Here is a 3,895-nt window from a genome sequence, read left to right as displayed (position 1 = left end):
GAACTGTGACCGACCAAGCCGCTCCAATACGAAGAGGCCAAATCCTGACCGGCGCGCTCTTCAATGAGCCCATGCGGGTGGAGACTGTCCGAATCAATGGACCGGACAGTTGGGTTGCCGGGCTTGTGGGCACGAAGTCGGAAAGATTTCGGAGTGTGACTCTGACCTCCACTGATATAGAGACCCTCACCATCATAGATTCGGAGTTTAATTATCAAGGTGACGGGAAACTCCTGCGCCTTGGGCTTCAAGCCTATTCCCTTGGGATTGCCTACGAGTTCGATCCTTATTTTGGTCTCTCGATTTCCCGGGTTGATCCTCTGCCGCACCAACTCGAAGCTGTCTACGACTACCTGCTCAAACTTGCCCGGGTGCGGTTCCTCCTGGCAGATGATGCCGGCGCCGGGAAAACCATCATGGCAGGACTTCTTATCCGAGAACTCAAGCTCAGAGGCCTTGCCGAAAGAGTCCTGATCGTCTGCCCTTCGAACCTCACCTTCCAATGGCAGAGAGAGCTTAAGGAGAAGTTTGATGAGAAATTCCTGGTTTTGAAGGGTTCCAACATACGGGACCAGTTCGGCGTGAATCAGTGGTTGGAACAGAATCATGTCATCACCTCTCTGGACCTTGCCAAGCGTTCGGAGATCCTCCCCGGTCTTCGACAAGTGAACTGGGACTTGATCATTGTGGATGAGGCACATCGTATGTCCTGGAGCCCACCCGCCCGGAAGACGGCCCGTTACGCTCTCGGCGAACTTCTGCGTGATACCTCGGATCATTTTCTCATGCTTACAGCCACGCCTCATAAAGGAGACCCGGAAAACTTCAGCCTCTTCCTGCAGCTTCTGGATACCGATGTGTATGCCGATGTCAAATCCATCCGGCAGGCCATGGAACGGAGAAGAGCGCCTTTTTACTTGCGACGGACCAAGGAAGCAATGGTTTATTTCCCGGAGCGACGGCCGGACGGAACCTGGGCAGCGGAGAAGATATTCACAAAACGCATCACCCACAGCGTGGATTTCCAGATCGACGGGCCTGAATTTGAACTCTACCGGGATGTTACACGCTTTGTGAAACTACAAAGCGCCAAGGCCGCTGCTCAAGGTGACGATCCCCGTTCTCGAGCCGTTGGATTCTTAATGTCGCTCTACCAGCGACGCCTTGCCTCAAGCACCCACGCCATGCGCCATTCCTTGGAAAATCGGGCCAGACGCCTGGAAGAGGGCCTCAAACGCGCCCGGGAACTTTCCCTCATAGCTCCGCCGGACCTGCCTGCCGCGCTGTGCGGCAGCGCGGCGCAGGCAGGTCTCCCCGACCCCGAAGAGATCGAGGAGATGGAAGAGAGTGAGCGAGAACGTTTGGAGGAGATGCTGGACGCCATCACATTGGCCGGCAACGCGGACCAGATCCAGGAGGAAATAGAGGACCTCAAGAGGCTTGAGGAGCAGGCAAAAGGAGTTGAAAAATCTGGTGCAGAGGCAAAACTCTCTCGCCTCAAGGAACTCATGCAGCAGGAAGGCTTTTTTGATCATCCAAAGGAACGGCTTCTCATATTCACGGAATTCAAAGACACCCTCTACTACCTTATAGATTGCCTCAAAGAGTGGGGCTTCCAGGTCGGTTCGATTCACGGCGGCATGAAGCCCGGATCAAGAGATGAAACCGGTACGCGGCTCCATGCTGAACAGCAGTTCAAAGATGGAGACATTCAAATTCTTGTGGCTACCGAGGCGGCCGGGGAAGGTATCAACCTGCAGTGCTGCCACATCCTCTTCAACTATGATATTCCATGGAACCCAAACCGTCTCGAGCAGAGAATGGGTAGAATTCATCGATACGGACAACGGAAAGACTGCCTCATCTTCAATTTTGTAGCAACCAACACGATTGAGGGCCGAGTTCTCCAAAGGCTTCTTGATAAACTTCAGGAGATCCGCAATGCCCTCGATGATGATGCGGTCTTCAATGTAGTCGGCGAGGTCCTTCCGGCAGCACACGTAGAGCGTGTCCTTCGAGACTATTACGCAGGACGACTGGGCGATGCAGACCTGGAGGATCGCCTTCTCAGGAACGTTGACGAAGAGAAGTTTCGATCTATCTGCCGGAATGCCCTTGAGGGACTTGCCTCAAAAAAGCTTAACCTCGAAATGCTCATCGAGCGTCGGGCGAGGGCGCAGGAGAGACGTGTCGTTCCGGAGACCATAGCCCGTTTCATTCAAGAGGCGTCCGAGTATGTCCCCTTGAAATTAAAGCCGGTTCAGCACCTCCCCCATACTTTCGAGGCCGTAAAGACTCCCATGGTCTTAAAAAACTATGAGAGGGATTCCGACTGGAAACTCCCTTCATTGGCAGTCAAATACCCGCGCCTATCCGCAGACCGCCAAACAGCCGAGAACAATAACCTGGAATGGGTGACCCCCGGCCACCCGCTTTTTGAAGCACTACGGCGCCATGCCTTGTCCTTGTCACAGCCGGCGTTTGGCCAGGGGGCCAGCTTCTTTTCTCTTCAACATGATGCACCGACCCGGGTGGACTTTTATCGAGGCCGCGTTGTTGACGGTCTTGGCAAGACCATCCACGAACGACTTTTCTGCGTAGAAGTGGCAGACAACGGCACAATACGCCAACAGGAACCGGGAATGCTGGGCAATTTTACTCCAGCCAAAGCTTCCGTTGAACTTGCCAGTGTTCCTGCGAGCCACGAAGTGACCGAGTGGCTCCACGAAAACGTTCTTCGGGCCTTTATTGACGAAGTTCGTGATGAACGAATATCTGAAATAGAACGAGTCTCCTCTCACGTGGAGCTTTCACTCACGGAACTTTTACAGAAGGCCGATGAAGAGATCGGCAGAGCGGCATCCGAAGTGGATCAGAAGGTTCCGGGAGCCGAAGGACGCCTTGCCCAGGCAGAGACCCGCCATGCCGAGCTCCTTGCGCGAAGGGAGAGCCGGCGCCAGGATTTTGCCCGTCAGAAAAGCCTATCGCTTCAAGGCATAGAGCGGATAACAAGCGTGCTTGTTCTTCCCCATCCGGATCGCGAAAGCCCGGAGGTCAAGAATCTACGGCCCAATCTTGAAACCGAAGCCATTGCCATGAGTGTGGTTATGGAATTCGAGAAAGCACAGGGACGCCTGGTTTATGACGTACACGAAAAGAACCTTGGCTATGATATGACCAGCCTTGACCTGGATTCCAGCGAGCTTCGGCTCATAGAAGTAAAGGGCATCGGCGAGGCAACCGGCACGGTTCTTCTCACCCCAAACGAACGAAGAGTTGCGGAAGACCGACGGGACTGCTATTGGCTCTACGTCGTGACCAATTGCAGTATACAACCCCAACTCCAGGAACCAATAAAAGACCCTGCCCGGCTGGATTGGCATGAGGTGAGCAAAGTCGCTCACTACTATCTATCAGTGAACGCTATGACCAAACCGATGATGCTGCGGGAGGAACAGCCTCCTTATGGAGGGAAGCGTCCATGACGGACCTCAGAACCCCGCCAACGTTAAACAACTGGCCGCCCGCGTGCGCGAGGGCGAAAGATTGCAGTTTGGAGTTCAAACGCTCAACGGGCGAGTTAAAGGCGTGAATCATGGGAACCGCAGAGATGAATAGCGACAAAGTAAGACTCCTCATCTGTGAGGGCGAAGGCCTCACCGTGGAATTTAAAGAGAAATACACCTCCCGCATCGACGAAGACATCGTAGCCTTCGCGAATGCGAGGGGAGGGACACTCCTTCTGGGTGTTCGGAATGACGGGACCGTAGGCGGCGAGCACCTGACCAACGACCTGAAGGCTAAGATCAACAGCCTGGCGCGGAACTGCAAGCCGAGCATCTCGGTAAGTATGGCCCAGGTGGACGAGGTTGTTGCCATCGAGGTCGAAGAAGGC

Annotated in this window: 1 protein-coding gene and 1 pseudogene; both read left to right on the top strand. The window is 54.4% G+C overall.

Translation table 11 applies throughout. From position 1 onward, the window contains the following. Positions 1-5 precede the first annotated feature (5 nt). Entirely contained in the window at positions 6-3,485 is a 3,480-nt protein-coding gene (locus AUK29_07990; GenBank protein ID OIP62712.1) for a helicase, read from the top strand. A gap of 110 nt (positions 3,486-3,595) precedes the next feature. Beyond that, positions 3,596-3,895, top strand: a pseudogene (locus tag AUK29_07985) (hypothetical protein).

It is taken from the genome of Nitrospirae bacterium CG2_30_53_67 (assembly GCA_001873285.1).
GTDB lineage: Bacteria > CG2-30-53-67 > CG2-30-53-67 > CG2-30-53-67 > CG2-30-53-67 > CG2-30-53-67.
Note: the sequence above shows the minus strand (reverse complement) of the source record. Positions and strands in the feature narration are given on the sequence as shown.